Here is a 14,347-nt window from a genome sequence, read left to right on the forward strand (position 1 = left end):
GTTTTATTTCCGGGAATTTTAAGCCGCGGGTTATTGACGGAATGACGCTGCGTCATAAGCCAGCCGTATCCCATCGCGTAACGATGTGCGTGCGGACCAACCCAGGGACGCTATTCGGCTTACGTCTAGTAGTTTGCGCGGAGTGCCATCGGGCTTATTTACGTCGTAAACGATGCGGCCTTGGAAACCCACCACATCCATAACAGTTTGAGCGAGTTCGCTGATGGTTACGTCCTGACCAGTACCGATGTTAACCAGTGGGCCGTCGTAGCCCCGCTCCATCAGGTACACGCATGCTTCCGCTAGATCATCCACGTATAGGAACTCTCGGCGTGGGGTCCCACTTCCCCATACCACGTATTCACTATCGCCACGAAGGCTTGCTTCATGTGCCTTGCGGATCAGCGCGGGCAGCACATGGCTATTTGCAAGGTCGTAGTTATCATTTGGTCCATAGAGATTGGTCGGCATGACACTGACGTACTGGCGGCCATACTGCCGGTTGTAGCTCTCGCACAACTTGATGCCGGCGATCTTGGCAATGGCATAGGGCTCGTTGGTCTGTTCAAGCGGCCCAGTCAACAGATGCTCTTCCTTGATCGGTTGAGCACAGTTCCGCGGATAGATGCAACTGGAGCCGAGGAACATAAGTCGCTGCACGCCCGCTAGATGGGCACCGTGGATCAGATTGGCCTCAATCAGCAGGTTTTGATAGAGAAATTCAGCACGATACTCATTATTTGCCTGAATACCTCCCACCTTAGCGGCAGCTAGGAAGATGTAGTCTGGCTTCTCGGCCGCCAAAAAGGCATGCACCGCCTGCTGGTCAAGAAGGTCCAGTTCAGCATGTGTACGCGTCAGAATTTGCGAGTAACCAGCCGCTTGCAGCCAGCGCACGATAGCGCTGCCTACCATGCCGCGGTGACCGGTAACGAATATTTTGGCGCTCTTATTCATATTTGAGTAAGTCAGTTGCTTGTTGTCGGCCATACGTGTCTTCAAATCGCACAATGTCGTCTTCACCAAGGTACGCGCCGCTCTGCACTTCGATTAGTTCGAGCGGGATTTTTCCGGCGTTTTCAAGGCGATGGACTGTACCAAGCGGGATGTACGTAGACTGGTTTTCAGTAAGCAGAAAGGTCTGCGCACCGCACGTCACGCGGGCCGTTCCCTTGACTACGATCCAGTGCTCTGCTCGATGGTGATGCAACTGCAGGGATAGCTTGGCGCCCGCCTTGACGGTAATGCGCTTGACCTGATATCGATCGCCGCTGTCCACGGAGTCGTAGGCACCCCATGGCCGGTACACATTGCGATGCTCGGTGGCTTCGGTTCTTTCCTCTTTTCGCACACGCTCGACCAGCGCCTTCACGTCCTGCGCCTTGTTTCGGTCGAGCACAAGAACGGCATCAGAGGTCTCCAGCACCATCACGCCCTCCAGGCCGGCGACCGCCACCAGGCGATGCGACGCGTGGATCAGACTGTTTTTCGTCTCGTGCATAAGCACGTCGCCCACGGCAACGTTGCCATCTTCGGTCTTGTCGCTGGCTTGCCACACGGAATCCCACGATCCCACGTCGCTCCACTGTGCGGCCATCGGCACCAGGCAGGCGCGCTGAGTGTGTTCCATTACCGCATAGTCGATGGAGTCGCTCGGGCAGCATGCAAAGCTTTCTGCGTGTAGCCGGAAAAAATCGAGGTCCTGATTGCCTTGCGAAACGGCTACTCGTACTGCCTTGGAGATTTCCGGAGCGTAGGTCTCCAGCTCGGCTAAATAGGACGAGGCGCGGAACAGGAACATGCCGCTGTTCCAGAAGTAGCCGCCTTCACAAAGGTATTGTTCAGCAATTTTCCGCGACGGTTTCTCGACGAAGCGCTCAACCCCAAAGGCGGTGCCATGTTCAGGCGCACCCGCCTTGATATAGCCGTAGCCGGTGGCCGGCTCCGTCGGAACAATGCCAAACGTGACAATAGCGCCGTCTTGAGCGGCCCGAATACCGGCGGAGATGGCTCGCACAAAGGCCTGCGTGTCTCGTATCGCGTGGTCTGCCGGCACCAGCAGCAGCAAGGGATCATTACCTCCGGCCATGGCGTGCAGCGCCGCAGCAGCAGCGGCCGGCGCAGTGTTGCGGGCATGCGGTTCGAGGATCAACGCGGCATCATGTACGCCAACCTCGCGCGCCTGCTCCGCTACCATGAAGCGGTGCATGTGGTTGGAGACAAGCATCGGGCTGACGGCGCCGGGGATGGCGCTCGCACGGAGAAGCGTGTCTTGTAATAGCGAGCGCTCCCCCAAGAGGCGAAGAAACTGCTTGGGATATCCTTCGCGCGAATGCGGCCATAAGCGAGTTCCCGAGCCCCCGCACAGCACAACGGGGACGATGACGGTCGAGGCGTCCATCCTTGCACTCCTACAAACAACCAAAGATACGGAGCCCCAAGGCGACAGGCAGCCCCTCGCTCGCGCCGCCCAACATGGCGGCGCGTCCCGTCTTTGAAATCGTGCCGGCTCACTGCATTAGCGCTGCAGCGCTTACCAGCACAAGTAAGCGTCTTTTTTATCGTGGCCTCACTATTGAGGCTATGGTGGCGGGGTAGCTTTTTTCCGCTCACCGCGACGCGAGGCAGTCTGCCGCTGCCCATCCGCGCCGTATTTAATCGGCCTTGGCGCGATTACTTCGTTTACTCCGGATTGGCCGCATAGCCGTAATAGGCATAGCGATAGCGCCCATATTTGGAGCCATAGCCATAGCGGAAGGCATTGGGGTTCAGGCCATTGAAAATCACGCCCTTCACGTCTGCCTTTGCATGACTCAACTGTTTTGCACTCTCGGTCACCTCGCCAATGGTGGTGGTCTCAAATCGGGTCACCAGGAATACAGTGCCGCAGCGGGCTGCAAGAACCGCTGTGTCCGCCACAGCCAGAACAGGCGGTGTATCGATCAGCACAAGGTCATAGCGCTCACTGAAGCGATCCAGCAGTTGCACCATGCGTTCATTCAGGAGCAGTTCGGAAGGATTCGGAGGAATCGTGCCGGTGCTGATCAGGTCCAGATTAGTGGCAACGTCGCGATGGATTACATCGTCCAGAGTGGTGTTTCCGGCGAGCACATCCGATAAGCCCGGGTTACGGTCCTTGCCGAAATACTGATTGAGATAGCCCTTGCGCATGTCGGCATCGACGAGCAGTACGCGCTTGCCGCCTGAGGCCATTACCGCTGCCAGGTTGGCGGAGATGAAGGATTTGCCGACCCCTGGCGTAGGGCCGGTCAACAAGACGCGGTTGTTATCCGCATCCAGCATGGCAAATTGAAGTGCGGTCCGCAGGCTGCGCAGGCTCTCGATGGATGGCTCGTTGGGATACCGTTCTGCAAGCAGATATTGTCCCCGCTTGCGGGTGCGGAGTTCACTTGCCAGTGAGTTTTGGGCATGGGATAGTGGAACGGTGGCATACACGTTGAGCCCGGTATGCTGCTCGATATCCTGGGCGTCCGTAATGCCTCCATAAAGGGCTTCGCGAATGAATGCGGCGGCTACGCCCAGTACCAACCCAATGATCGCGGCCAATGGAACTATCAACAACGCTTTAGGCTTAACCGGCACCTCGGGAACTGGCGAATTGTCAACGAGCCGCACATTCCCCACTTTGCCGGCTTTTACCAGCTTGAGTTGCTGCATATTGTTCAGCAAGCCAACATAGAGATCATTATTAACCTGAACATCGCGCATCAAGCGCAGCGTGTCCTGCTCAAGATTTGGCAGCGTCTTGACTCGGCTCTCAATACCACCTGCCTTTGCCGTCAATGCCGCTATCTGCTGATCAATTGCCTGAAGGGCCGGATGCCCCGGCGCAAACCGTGTGACCAGTTCTGCGCGCTTCTGCTTTAAATCTTGAATCCCGGATTCGGCCGCCACACTTTGCTGCAGGAAAGCCTTGCCCTCTTCGCTTAGATCGAAGGTGCCGCGCTTATTGCGCATAGCGTTGTATTTGACTTCAGCTTGTTCAAGTTCACGCTTCAATTGGGGAAGCATGTCACCAAGAAAAACGAGCGACTTTTCGGCCTCAGCAGCCTTACGTCTGATGTTTTGGGCAACATATTCCTCGCCAATCTCGTTCAGGATGGCGGCGGTAAGCGCAGGGTTCTTACCTTCCAGCGAGGCTCCAATAATTCCGCTCTGCTTACCCTTTTCTGCGATCTTCAGCTTATCTTGCAATTCTTCCAGAGTCTTCAGACGGGACCCTCGAATCACCGTAAATGCAATGCCTGGCTTTGCCTTCAGTTCTGCCACAAGCAAACTGATGGCGCCAATGCTCTGGCTGACCTGCAAGGATTCACCCACCTTGCCCTCGATGGGTTTATCCAGGCTGCTCTGCTCTAACCGGAAGCGACCATCGCCCAATGCAGTCAGAATGAATTTCTCGTCCTCCAGTTCTTCCGGAACATCGAACAGGCTGACCTTGATGGACTCTGCTGCCCAAGCGTAGCCACCGATGCCGACCAGTCCCGGCTCGGAAAGCCCCTTGGACCGCCTAGCAATCCAGGACCCGATAAATGGAAAGTACTTTGGCTGCGCGTCAATAAATAGGCGCAGGTTGTCCACCGCCTTGCCTACGACCATACGCGAACGCAGTAGCTCGATCTCGGCCGTAGCTTGAGTCTTGACGTCAAAGAGGGAAGAAACGTCGCCTAACAGGCTGTTGGCACTGTTAGGGTTGTCTTCCACCTGAACAAGGATGTCGGCCTCGTAGACCGGAGGTGCGAGCAAAGCGTAGGCAATACCAAGCACCAGCACTACAGCTGCAATGCTCGCGATCAACCACCGATTTGCCAGCAGCACATCCAGATAGCGCACGAGATCAATCTCGTCATCCGGCGTCTGCTGTCCAGCAACTGGAACGTAAGGGAGATTCTGGCTCATAAGTCAAACTGCCGATGCGGTTAAGCGAGTGCCCGAATGCGGGGCACCCACGCACTCACGCCCTGTTGGATGAGTTGAAAGGAATGTTCGAACGCAGCCCGCGGCTTGCGATAAGGGTCGTCAATATCGAACTTGCCGACTTCACCGAGGCGGAAGACCTTACCGGACGCAGCTGGATAACGGCGCTGAATCTCCGCCTTCTGTTCGCTATCCATCACAAGAATCAGGTCTGCCTGACCGGCCAGCACGCTGGTGAGCTGCTGGGCGCGATGCTGCGAGATATCAACGCCAGTCTCGGTGGCAAGCTCGATGGCCGTCGCATCAGCAGGCTTGCCCACCAGTGCGCCAAGCCCGGCAGAAAAGACGTTCAATTCGGGCAATGCCTCGCGCAGCAACCCTTCCGCCATCGGACTGCGACAAATATTCCCAATACAAACAACAAGCACGCGCTTAATCATTTCAACGTATTCGCAGTCGAATTGAAGAAATTGGCGCTCGGGATCAACTGGTTGATCACGCGGCTCCAGCGCACCACCCCAGCGGCGTCGACATACACGACGTCCTTAGGCTTCAACTCAAACGCTTCCGCCAAGGCCAACGACACAGGCGACTTGCCATCCAGATGGAATACTTCCGCTTCGCCGTCGGTGCTCTTGCGGATAACGTAGACTTCCTTTGCATCCGCCGAGATCGGGTTCAGCCCGCCCACTTCACCAATGGCCTCGTTCAGCGTCAGCCGCCCGTTGCGCGGCAATACGGTAGAGGGCCGTACCACTTCACCCGCGACAAACACCTTGCTGTCCTCACGCTGTTCCACGCGAACGATGTCGCCGGAGCGAAGCAGGACATTGGCGGGGTCAACGCCTTGCTGCAGCAAAGCGGGGATATTGACGTAGTAATTCTTGCCACCGCGGCTGATGCGGACGCGGCTGTTGTCGCCCGTCGTCACATTCACACCGCCGGCACGATTCAGTGCCTCCACCAGGGTCATGGGGACGTCATCGATGTTCTGCGGGCCCGGAACTTTGACTTCACCGTCCAGGTAGATCCGCTTGCTGCGATAGGCAAGCACCCGGACCGTGAGCTGGGGCATGGTGACGATGTTCTTGAGCGCGACGCTCAGTTCACCGCGCACCTGATCGGGCGTCTTGCCAACGACCTTGACCACGCCCGCATAGGGGAACTGGATGGTGCCGGCCGGGCTGACCACATAGCCCGGTACGTTGGCGGCGCCGCTGTAGTTCGGAATGTCATACGCAGCACCAATCGAATAGGTCTGCGTCGGGAAGACTAGCTCCGGGTGGTCCCACACCACGATGGACAAGATGTCGCCCGCGCCAATCACATACGGCTGCGGCGTGCCAAACAGTTCTTCGACGCCATCATTGGTCGGACGGGCCGCGGCCTTCTGCGCCCTTACCACCTCAGGCGTAATCAGCGTGACTTTCGGTACCGAATTCGGGTCCTCCGGATTCAGCGGGCGCTGAGGATCAAAGCGCATGCCCGGCGCCAGCGCGCAGGATGCCAGCACGGGAACCACTGCGATAGCGACCAGCCCTCGACGGAAACTCAGAAGTCTTGACAGCATTCAATACGTCTTCAAAAGTTGACATTACGCCGAAGACGTTTGAAGCAATGCGCTTGCCGGTCGCTGTGGCAGCGGCATCTGTACAACGCTTTGCATGTCTTCCCGGCGCGCTTGGTGCAAAGCCGTACCGCCGGCTTACCCACCTAATCCCCTACCCAGCAACATGGATCAGGCTTTGTCGCCTATCCGCCGCGTGGCGGCCGCCCTGGACGTGCATTGCGTTTAGCTTTTCACGCAATTTTTTCGAATTTGGCCATTTTAGCATTTCGACCTTGGGGTGACCATGGGTTTTCCCGCATTGCAACAGGTCGAATTCATGTCTGGGAAACACAACATTGTCACCACGCCCTGCCATCCGCGCAGCGCGTTGTTTTCGCAGGAGACCTGCGGACTGGCAACACCCGAATGGGTGAGTTGCAAAGGCGCGACGGCGCCCGAACGGGGCGCCGGGATAGCGTAATAAATGTCAGAAATGACACGCAAAGTGCCAAAAATGGCTACCAGTCAAGGAATTGCTGCGTCGCACAATCCGCTCAGGAGGCGCGCGGACGGCCGTTACGCCGGATTCTTTAGGCTTACCCCACTCAAGGAGGGAGTGCAGTGCACAAAATGCGTTCTCATAATCCGTGAACAGCGACCCGAAGCAGCCTCTTTTCCCATGAACAGCGCCCCCGCCCTTCTGCTAGCCCTGATGGTGTTCGAACTCGCGTGGTTCGTGCCGTTCCAGCGGGTATTTCGGCAAGCCCACTTCCCGCCGGCGTATGCCTACCTTTCGCTGGTGCCCATCCTGGGGCCACTGCTGTGCATCTGGATCCTGGCCGCCAAGCGCTGGCCGCTCAAGTCCAAGCTGGTAAAGAGCTACTCCTGACAATTCCCGCAAAGTTTCGGTGCCATGGTTACCCGTGCCAGAGGTGCCTTTTTTCTGCTTTACCCGGCCCTGTACTGAACCTCCCGCTTAGCCTGCGCCGTGTTGGCGCCGGAGAACTAGGCTGGCCGGGCGATCTCTCCTCTTCTTCGCAACCCCGCTCCCCTGCAGCCTGAGTCCCCGTCCTTCGCGGGCGAGGGCTCCCCCGCGATGTTTTACGAACATCCGGGGCGGGGCGCTTGTCGTCCAAAACCCCCAAATGTGCGCTAAGTCATAGAAGTGCCGGAACCAGATCGTAATAATACGTGTCAGACTGTGGCATTTTTCGCAAGAGGGCATATCATGCCTGTCGTGACATCCCCCGTTTGGGGGATTTACGTAAGGGCTCTTAGACCTTAATCACGCGCGCTGGCGCTACACGCCAGTCCATTGGTGCGGATGCCAGGTTGTTGAAGCTGGAGCCAAAGCTGCGGTAACGCAGTCCAGTCGGGGGAGCCGCCATGAGGCGGCAAGGGCCAGCCTTCCGGAAGTTCTGGAAAAGCTGGTGTAAGAGCACCACACGAGTGCAGTCCTTTTTCTCTCATTCATCACGGGTGATGCACATGCCAAAGAATACTGCTGTGGCTGAAAAGGCCTATTACAGTACGCGCACCGCGGCGAAGCTTCTCAATGTCTCGCTAGGCACCGTTCAAAAGATGGTGGAACGCGGCGAACTGGGGGCATGGAAAACCAACGGCGGCCATCGCCGCATCCATAAGGAAACCGTCCACAACCTGCTGGCTACACGGGTCGGCAGTTCGCCGCCGGCCGAGCATGAACTCGATCTGGTGGTGTTCCACCCGAATCACCAGGAAGCGCAGCGCATCCACGGCCAGCTCGGCAAGTGGGGTCTGCCGCTACGCGCCGCGGTGGTAGAGGACGTCCTCGACACCGTCATTACCTCCGTCAGCGCGCACCCGCGCGTGGTGCTGTACTACGTCGAGGAACTGAACGACACCGAGTCCGCCACCATCGAGAAGCTGCAGAACTTCTTCTCCAGCCTGCACGTGGTGTTTGCGGTCATCACCAATCGTCAGGCCTATGACGGCGTGGCCGATGCGCTGCAGCACTGGGGCATCATGGTGTTCCTGAAGACGCCCTCGCTCGAAGAGGTCAAGGGCTTTCTGCGCGCGCAATTGATGATGGGCCGCGGGGGCTGAAGCCTCCGCCATGGTTGCCCGCGGCGCAGGCCGGTCAGGCCGGCACCGTCTCTCGCGATGTCGCCGGGAGCGGCGCCTGCGCTTCCATCATCCAGCCAAACAGGTTGCGCGGGTCCTTCGGCATGGCCACCAGCTCGATGTGCCTGCCTGCATGGCGCGCACGCGCGGTGGCATACAGCCAGCGCAGGGCCGAATAATCTTCCAGCGCAAACCCGACCGAATCGAAGATCGTCACTTCGTCCGCGGCATCGGGTCCGACTGCGCGCCCCGGTGCGCGCCCTGACAGCACCTGCCAGAGTTCGGTGACCGGCGCATCGGGCGCGAGTTGCTGGATCTCGCCTTCGAGCCGCGTCTGCGGTTCGTACTCCACCACGATGCGCGCGCGGCGCAGGATGTCCGCGTGCAGTTCCGTCTTGCCCGGGCAGTCGCCGCCGATGGCGTTCAGGTGCATGCCCGGGCGCACCATGTCGGGCGTCAGGATCGTCGCGCGCGTCTTGTCGGCGGTGACCGTGGTGACGATGTCCGCGCCGGCCAGCGCGGCCTGCACGCTGTCCACGGGAACGATGGTCAGGCTTGGAACGCCCGCGAGATTGCGTGCCAGCCGCGCGGTGGCGTCGCGGTCGATGTCATAGGCACGGACTTCGCGCACGTTCAGCATGGCGTGGAAAGCCAGCGCCTGGAACTCGGCCTGCGCGCCGTTGCCGATCAGGGCCATCACCGTGCTGTCGGGTCGTGCCATCGCACGCGCGGCCAGCGCCGCGGTGGCGGCAGTGCGCAGCGCCGTGGCCAGGGTCAGGTCGGCCAGCATCAGCGGGAAGCCGGTCTCGACTTCGGCCAGCATGCCGCAGGCCATCACGGTCGGCATGGCGAAGCGCGCGTTGCGCGGATGGCCGTTCACATACTTGAACGCATACTGCACGCCGTCGCTCACGGGCATCAGCTCGATCACGCCGAGCGGCGAATGGCTGGCCAGCCGAGCCGATTTCTCGAACTGTTCCCAGCGCAGGAAATCCTGGCGCACGTGCTCGGCCAGTTGCGCAAGGGCCGCCGGCACGCCGATGGCGCCAACCATTCTGGCGACGTCCGTGGCGTCCAGGAAGCGGGTCATGGCGGTGTCTTTCATGGTGGACTCCCTGATTCTCCGTAGTGCCCGTTCACGCTGCCGCGCGGGTCGTGCGGGTGGTGTTGACCGCCCCGCTGCTGCGGTCCAGCCGCAAGGTCATGCAATAGGCGCCGCCGCCGGACAGCATGAACGGCGACAGGTCGACTTCGCGCAGGTAGTAACCGCGTCCGCCGAGTTCGGCGCGCAGGTGCGGCGTGGTGCGGGTCATCACCACCTGGTCGTGCAGGTTGACGGCGTTCACGCTGAAGTGGCGCAGGTCATCCTCGGTCGCCTCGATGCGCAGGCTGGCCGGCACGCGCGCGCGCAACTCGCGCAGCGACGCGTCAGTGAAAGCCGGCGGGTAGTACAGCACGTCCCCGCCCGACAGCGGGCAGAAGCAGACGTCGAGGTGGTAACTGTGCTGGGTGGCCAGTTCCAGTGCCACCACTTCGTGGCCGAAGCGGGCCGACATGGCATCGGCCGCCTCGCGCGAGGAACGCGGACCGAAGCCGGCCCAGAAGTGGCCGCGGCTCGCATCCCAGATGCAGTCGCCCGCGCCCTCCTGGTAGCAGCCAGCCGGCAGTTGCATGACTTCATCGATCAGGCCGCGTTGTCGCAGGCTGTCGAAGATGCTGGCGAACGGCGCCTCTTCGCCGCGCCGCTGCGGGTAGCGGAAGCGCGCCAGCACGGCGCGTCCATCGAGCACCACCGCGGCGTTGGCCGGGAAGACCATGTCCGGCACGCCCGGGAAGCCCGGCGCCAGTTCCACCGTGAAGCCGGACAGGCGCAGCGCATCGTGCAACGCGTCAAAGGCGCGGCTGGCATTGCGGTGCATGCCGCGCGGATCGCGCGCCCAGGCTTGCGGATCCATCCACGGGTTGATGCTGTAGGACACATCGTAGAACGTGGGTTCGACAAGCAGGATGGTAGGGGTGGTGATCACGGCGGCTCCTTGGGGTCGTCGGTGGCGGGCTGCTGGGCAGTGGTGGTTCGATTGCATTCTGGTGCCGGCCGGTGTTAACTAATAGCCAGCAACTTGCGCAAAATGCCGCATCGAATGCGCAAAACGCCAATCCTCGTCAGCGAAACGCCAAGCCCCCATGGATGCCATCGATCACCAACTGCTGTCCCTGCTGCGCGACAACGCGCGCACGCCTGTCACGGCACTGGCACAGGCGCTGCGCGTGTCGCGCGCGACCGTGCAGAACCGCATCGACAAACTGGAGAAGGAAGGCCTGATCGTCGGCTATACGGTGCGGCTGCGGCCAGACGCCGAGCCGCACCGCATCCGCGCGTGGATGACGGTGGCAGTGGAAGGCAACAAGGCCCGCAGCGTGCTGCAGGCCTTGCGCGGCGAGCCGAATGTGCAGGCGCTGCACACCACCAATGGCCGCTGGGACATCATCGCGGAACTGCGCGCCGATACGCTGGAAGCGTTCGACCGCACGCTGGACCGCATCCGGCTGATCGATGGCATCGGCGCCACCGAGACCAGCATCCTGCTGTCGACCTACAAGCTTTAGCGCTCGCCGTTTAACGCGTAGCGCTCAGCTTGGCCGTCGCGGCGCCGCGCAGGCGTTCGCGGCTGAATTCCTCATGGAAGACCTGGCCGCTCGGCCGCAGCAGGTCGCGCAGCGAAACAATGCCGATCAGACGCATGGTGTCGGTGCTTTCCACCACGGGCAGCCGCGCCACGCTCGACGCGGCCATGCTGCCGGCCGCCGCGCGCGCGGTCTGGGACGGCACCAGCACCTGGGCCTGCGCGACCAGCAGGTCGCGGCAGCGCAGGTCTGACGGCGCCGATCCCGCGGAGGCGCCGCGCACCGTGGCGCGATCCAGCATGCCCAGCACGCGGCCATCCGACACCACCGGATAGGCGCGGTGCGCCGCATGCTCGCCGAAATAGCGCGTCGTCGCGTCGGCCACCGGCAGGTCTGCCTCGATAGCGATGACCTCGCGCGTCATCAGCTCGGCCACATGGGCTCGCTCGAGTGGATCAACGCCGTACTCGCGATAGATATGCAGGCCGCGCCGCGCAATCTTCTCGGTCATGATCGAGCGCTTCATGGTCAGCACCGAGAAGCCGTACGCGACCGCGGTGGTCAGCAGCAGCGGCAGCAGCGCCTCGGTGTTGTGCGTCAGCCCGAACGCGAACACGATGGCGGTCAGCGGCGCGCCCAGCACGCTGCCCAGCACGCCGGCCATGCAGACCAGCGCCCACATCTGCGGCGAGCCGCCCGGCAGCCACGGCGCCAGCACCGTGCCCAGGCCCGCGCCGAGCATCAGCAACGGGGCGAGCACGCCGCCAGAGGTCCCCGAACCGAGCGCCGCGATCCAGATCAGCGCCTTGACCACCAGCAAGCCCACCGCCACGCTGATCGCCAGGTGGTTGTTGAGCAGGTCGCCGATCACGTCGTAGCCGACGCCAAGCGCGCGCGGTTCGAAGTAGCCGCCGATGCCGACCAGCAGGCCGCCGATCGCGGGCCACCACATCCAGTGCACCGGCAGGCGCGAGAACGCGTCTTCAGTCCGGTACAGCGCCAGCGTGAGCGCCGCGCCGACGATCCCGCACAACAGCCCGGCCACCAGGCACGAACCCAGCGCCACCGCGCCCACCGGGGCGGTCTGCAGCGGGAACAGCGGGCCGGCCTCGAAGAAGAGCGGCCGCATGAAGCCGGCCACCGCGCAGGCCAGCGCCACCGGCAGCAGGCTGCGCGGGCGCAGTTCGAACAACAGCAGTTCGATCGCCAGCAGCAACGCCGCCACCGGCGTGCCGAAGATCGCGGTCATGCCGGCACAGGCGCCCGCCACCAGCAGCGACTTGCGCTCGCCGGCGGTCAGGTGCAGGTATTGTGCCAGCAGCGACGCCAGCGAGCCGCCCGTCATGATGATCGGCCCTTCCGCGCCGAACGGGCCGCCGCTGCCGATCACGATGCCCGACGACAGCGGCTTGAGCACCGCCACGCGCGGCGACATCTTGCTCTTGCCGAACAGCACGGCCTCGATCGCTTCCGGAATGCCGTGGCCGCGGATCTTGTCGCTGCCGTAGCGCGCCATCAGGCCGACGATCAGTCCGCCTACCGCGGGCACGAGGATGACCCACGCGCCCAGCGTATGGTGCGCGGGCGAACGTTCGGCCAGCGACAGCGTCTGGTAGAAGAACAGGTTGGTGAAGAAGCGGATCAGCTTCAGCAAGACATCGGCGGCCAGCGTACTGACCACGCCGATCAGCAATGCGATGCCGCACAGCAGCAACAGGCGCTGGCTGACGGCATAGTCACTCTTTTCGGTATGCATGGGGGCTCCTTGGATTCTTGTGCGATGCGGCAAGAATCAACGCGGATATCCGCCAGACAGGGATCTTGCCAAAGGCCGCCAAATATATCACTCCGTGATATATTACGCCGACCATTCCAACGCGCCCCCGTCCCGAATGCCTTCCGCCCCCGCCGTCGCTGCGCTCGCACAGAACACCCGTGCCTGGCTCCGCACTTTTGTCCCCCTGCCGGTATCGGCCAATCGCATCGAGCGCATCAAGAGTTGCTTTGGTGCCTTGCTCGGCCTGTTCCTGACCGAGTGGATCAGCCACCAGACGCTGGGTGGCTTCAACCCCTGGTTTGTCGCGCCGATGGGCGCTTCTGCGGTACTGCTGTTCGCAGTGCCTTCGAGTCCGCTTGCGCAGCCGTGGTCGATCATCGGCGGCAATCTGTTTGCCGCGCTGGTCGGCGTGGCCTGCGCGCGCTGGATTCCCGACCAGGGGCTGGCCGCGGCCACCGCCGTGGCCGTCGCCATCGCCGTCATGTTCCAGTTCCGCTGCGTGCACCCGCCCAGCGGCGCGGTGGCGATCACCGCCGTCTTTGGCGGCCCCGCGGTCAGTGCGCTGGGCTTCGGCTTCGTGGTCGTGCCGGTGCTGTTCAATTCCATGCTGCTGTTGCTGATGGCGCTGGCCTTCAACAACCTGTCGCGCCGGCGCTATCCGCACCGCCCGCCCGAGCCGCCGGTGCAGCACCTGACCAGCGACGTGCCGCCCGGACAGCGCGTGGGCTTTACGCGCGCCGACCTGCACGACGCCCTGCAGGCACGCGGCGAATTCCTCGACATTGAAGAAGACGACCTGGAAGCGATCCTGGTGGCCGCGCAATTGCGCGCCTACCGCCGCCGCTTCGGCAACGTGCTGATCTCGGACATCATGTCGCGCGACGTGGTGACGGTGCGCCCCGAGCAAGCGGCTACCGAGGCATCGCACCTGCTGTCGCGGCACCGCATCAAGGCGCTTCCGGTGGTCGACGATCATCGCAAGCTCCTGGGCATCATTACCCAGAGCGACTTCTTCGCGGCGCAGCGCGACACCGGTGCCCGCCGCCTGGCCGGCACGGTGCGCGACCTGATGACCCGCGCCGTGGTCACCGCGCGCGCCGACCAGCCCATGGTCGAGCTGGCGCAGGCCTTTAGCGATGGCGGCCTGCACCACGCACCGGTCATCGACGATCACCACCACGTGGTCGGCATGGTGACGCAGTCGGACCTGGTTGCCGCGCTGCTCAAGGACGGCGTGATGAGCGCCACGGCCTGATCCCGCGCGTTCTGTCTGAACGGGCAAACGGGCGCTGCGGCGCCCGTTTGCGTTATAGGCGTGGTGCTGGCGTATGTCATACAGGTGTGGCACTGTGGGT

12 protein-coding genes are annotated in these 14,347 nt (G+C 61.9%); 4 read left to right on the top strand and 8 right to left on the bottom strand.

Translation table 11 applies throughout. The features are described 5' to 3' along the window. Positions 1–30: 30 nt before the first annotated feature. The 5 genes from AC3FKH_RS13445 to AC3FKH_RS13465 all read right to left on the bottom strand — a co-directional run bounded on the left by AC3FKH_RS13445 (position 31) and on the right by AC3FKH_RS13465 (position 6,508). A complete protein-coding gene (locus tag AC3FKH_RS13445; RefSeq protein ID WP_488676289.1) occupies positions 31–957 on the bottom strand; it encodes a GDP-L-fucose synthase family protein in 927 nt (308 codons plus the stop codon). Beyond that, entirely contained in the window at positions 950–2,401 is a 1,452-nt protein-coding gene (locus AC3FKH_RS13450; RefSeq protein WP_488676180.1) for a mannose-1-phosphate guanylyltransferase/mannose-6-phosphate isomerase, read from the bottom strand. Before AC3FKH_RS13450 ends, AC3FKH_RS13445 begins: the two co-directional genes overlap by 8 nt. A 281-nt stretch (positions 2,402–2,682) precedes the next feature. Then, positions 2,683–4,920 carry a polysaccharide biosynthesis tyrosine autokinase gene (locus AC3FKH_RS13455; RefSeq protein WP_488676182.1) on the bottom strand — a complete coding sequence of 746 codons (2,238 nt, stop codon included), beginning with the start codon at positions 4,918–4,920 and terminating at the stop codon, positions 2,683–2,685. A 20-nt stretch (positions 4,921–4,940) separates the two neighbouring features. After that, a complete protein-coding gene (locus tag AC3FKH_RS13460; protein WP_488676184.1) occupies positions 4,941–5,378 on the bottom strand; it encodes a low molecular weight protein-tyrosine-phosphatase in 438 nt (145 codons plus the stop codon). Beyond that, positions 5,375–6,508 (bottom strand): polysaccharide biosynthesis/export family protein, encoded by a 1,134-nt coding sequence (locus AC3FKH_RS13465; RefSeq protein WP_488676186.1) that lies wholly within the window; start codon positions 6,506–6,508, stop codon positions 5,375–5,377. The genes AC3FKH_RS13460 and AC3FKH_RS13465 overlap by 4 nt, the downstream gene beginning before the upstream one ends. A gap of 658 nt (positions 6,509–7,166) precedes the next feature. Here AC3FKH_RS13465 and AC3FKH_RS13470 point away from each other — a divergent pair. Beyond that, positions 7,167–7,376 (top strand): hypothetical protein, encoded by a 210-nt coding sequence (locus AC3FKH_RS13470; protein WP_488676187.1) that lies wholly within the window; start codon positions 7,167–7,169, stop codon positions 7,374–7,376. 599 nt (positions 7,377–7,975) lie between these two features. Further along, positions 7,976–8,572, top strand: coding sequence for a helix-turn-helix domain-containing protein (locus AC3FKH_RS13475; protein WP_488676189.1), 597 nt, complete (start codon positions 7,976–7,978; stop codon positions 8,570–8,572). A gap of 34 nt (positions 8,573–8,606) precedes the next feature. Here the strand turns inward: AC3FKH_RS13475 and ocd are convergent, their stop codons facing one another. Continuing rightward, complete coding sequence (gene ocd / locus AC3FKH_RS13480; RefSeq protein WP_488676190.1) at positions 8,607–9,695, bottom strand: ornithine cyclodeaminase; 1,089 nt, start codon at positions 9,693–9,695, stop codon at positions 8,607–8,609. 31 nt (positions 9,696–9,726) lie between these two features. After that, the gene (locus AC3FKH_RS13485; RefSeq protein ID WP_488676192.1) at positions 9,727–10,617 is read right to left on the bottom strand and encodes a dimethylarginine dimethylaminohydrolase family protein; all 891 of its coding nucleotides are present in this window, start codon (positions 10,615–10,617) and stop codon (positions 9,727–9,729) included. A 157-nt stretch (positions 10,618–10,774) separates the two neighbouring features. Between AC3FKH_RS13485 and AC3FKH_RS13490 the strand changes: the two genes are divergently transcribed. Beyond that, a complete protein-coding gene (locus AC3FKH_RS13490) occupies positions 10,775–11,197 on the top strand; it encodes an Lrp/AsnC family transcriptional regulator (RefSeq protein ID WP_483730104.1) in 423 nt (140 codons plus the stop codon). A 10-nt stretch (positions 11,198–11,207) separates the two neighbouring features. Here AC3FKH_RS13490 and AC3FKH_RS13495 read toward each other — a convergent pair whose 3' ends face one another. Beyond that, the gene (locus AC3FKH_RS13495; protein ID WP_488676194.1) at positions 11,208–12,971 is read right to left on the bottom strand and encodes a chloride channel protein; all 1,764 of its coding nucleotides are present in this window, start codon (positions 12,969–12,971) and stop codon (positions 11,208–11,210) included. A gap of 136 nt (positions 12,972–13,107) precedes the next feature. Here AC3FKH_RS13495 and AC3FKH_RS13500 point away from each other — a divergent pair, with 136 nt between their 5' ends. Continuing rightward, positions 13,108–14,247, top strand: coding sequence for an HPP family protein (locus tag AC3FKH_RS13500; RefSeq protein ID WP_488676196.1), 1,140 nt, complete (start codon positions 13,108–13,110; stop codon positions 14,245–14,247). Positions 14,248–14,347 lie beyond the last annotated feature (100 nt).

It is taken from the genome of Cupriavidus sp. 21MJTG02-4, assembly GCF_057798975.1.

Coding starts and splice junctions, on each gene's coding strand:
- AC3FKH_RS13445 (WP_488676289.1), bottom strand. CDS start 957: ATGAATAAGAGCGCCAAAATATTCGTTACCGGTCACCGCGGCATGGTA.
- AC3FKH_RS13450 (WP_488676180.1), bottom strand. CDS start 2,401: ATGGACGCCTCGACCGTCATCGTCCCCGTTGTGCTGTGCGGGGGCTCG.
- AC3FKH_RS13455 (WP_488676182.1), bottom strand. CDS start 4,920: ATGAGCCAGAATCTCCCTTACGTTCCAGTTGCTGGACAGCAGACGCCG.
- AC3FKH_RS13460 (WP_488676184.1), bottom strand. CDS start 5,378: ATGATTAAGCGCGTGCTTGTTGTTTGTATTGGGAATATTTGTCGCAGT.
- AC3FKH_RS13465 (WP_488676186.1), bottom strand. CDS start 6,508: ATGCTGTCAAGACTTCTGAGTTTCCGTCGAGGGCTGGTCGCTATCGCA.
- AC3FKH_RS13470 (WP_488676187.1), top strand. CDS start 7,167: ATGAACAGCGCCCCCGCCCTTCTGCTAGCCCTGATGGTGTTCGAACTC.
- AC3FKH_RS13475 (WP_488676189.1), top strand. CDS start 7,976: ATGCCAAAGAATACTGCTGTGGCTGAAAAGGCCTATTACAGTACGCGC.
- ocd (WP_488676190.1), bottom strand. CDS start 9,695: ATGAAAGACACCGCCATGACCCGCTTCCTGGACGCCACGGACGTCGCC.
- AC3FKH_RS13490 (WP_483730104.1), top strand. CDS start 10,775: ATGGATGCCATCGATCACCAACTGCTGTCCCTGCTGCGCGACAACGCG.
- AC3FKH_RS13495 (WP_488676194.1), bottom strand. CDS start 12,971: ATGCATACCGAAAAGAGTGACTATGCCGTCAGCCAGCGCCTGTTGCTG.
- AC3FKH_RS13500 (WP_488676196.1), top strand. CDS start 13,108: ATGCCTTCCGCCCCCGCCGTCGCTGCGCTCGCACAGAACACCCGTGCC.